The sequence below is a fragment of the Pseudomonas sp. RL genome (assembly GCF_000647775.1).
GTDB classification, from domain to species: domain Bacteria; phylum Pseudomonadota; class Gammaproteobacteria; order Pseudomonadales; family Pseudomonadaceae; genus Serpens; species Serpens flexibilis.
Window position 1 is genome coordinate 1 of sequence record NZ_JBOY01000212.1, and the last position, 512, is coordinate 512.

Consider the following 512-nt stretch of genomic DNA (forward strand, 5'->3'; position numbering starts at 1 on the left):
GGGCGAGGAGCTGCTCGCCGGCGCTCCGGTATTGGAACAGGGCAAGAAGCTGCGCGCCCAGGAGCTGGGCCTGCTGGCCAGCTTCGGGCTGGCGCGGGTCAAGGTGTACCGGCGCCTGCGCGTCGCCGTGCTGAGTAGCGGCGACGAGCTGCGCGAGCCGGGCGAGGCGCTGCAGCCGGGCCAGCTGTACAACGCCAACCGCTACAGCCTGCTGGGCGTGCTGCGCAGCCTCGGGTGCGAGGTCAACGACCTGCCGGTGATGCCCGACGACCTGGCGCTGACCCGCGACGCCCTGGCCCGCGCGGCGGCCGAGCACGATGTGCTGGTCAGCTCCGGCGGCGTCTCGGTGGGCGAGGAGGATCATCTCAAGCAAGCGGTGACCGAGCTGGGCGAGCTGCACCTGTGGCGGCTGGCCATCCAGCCCGGCAAGCCGCTGGCCTTCGGCAGCGTGGGGGGCACCCCCTGGCTCGGCCTGCCCGGCAACCCGGCGGCGGCGCTGATCACCGCGCTGG

At 73.8% G+C, this 512-nt stretch carries 1 protein-coding gene; it reads left to right on the top strand.

Translation table 11 applies throughout. From position 1 onward, the window contains the following. Positions 1 to 512 (top strand): molybdopterin molybdotransferase MoeA (locus AS93_RS0118280; protein ID WP_027591915.1); only part of this gene is annotated, 512 nt, incomplete at both ends.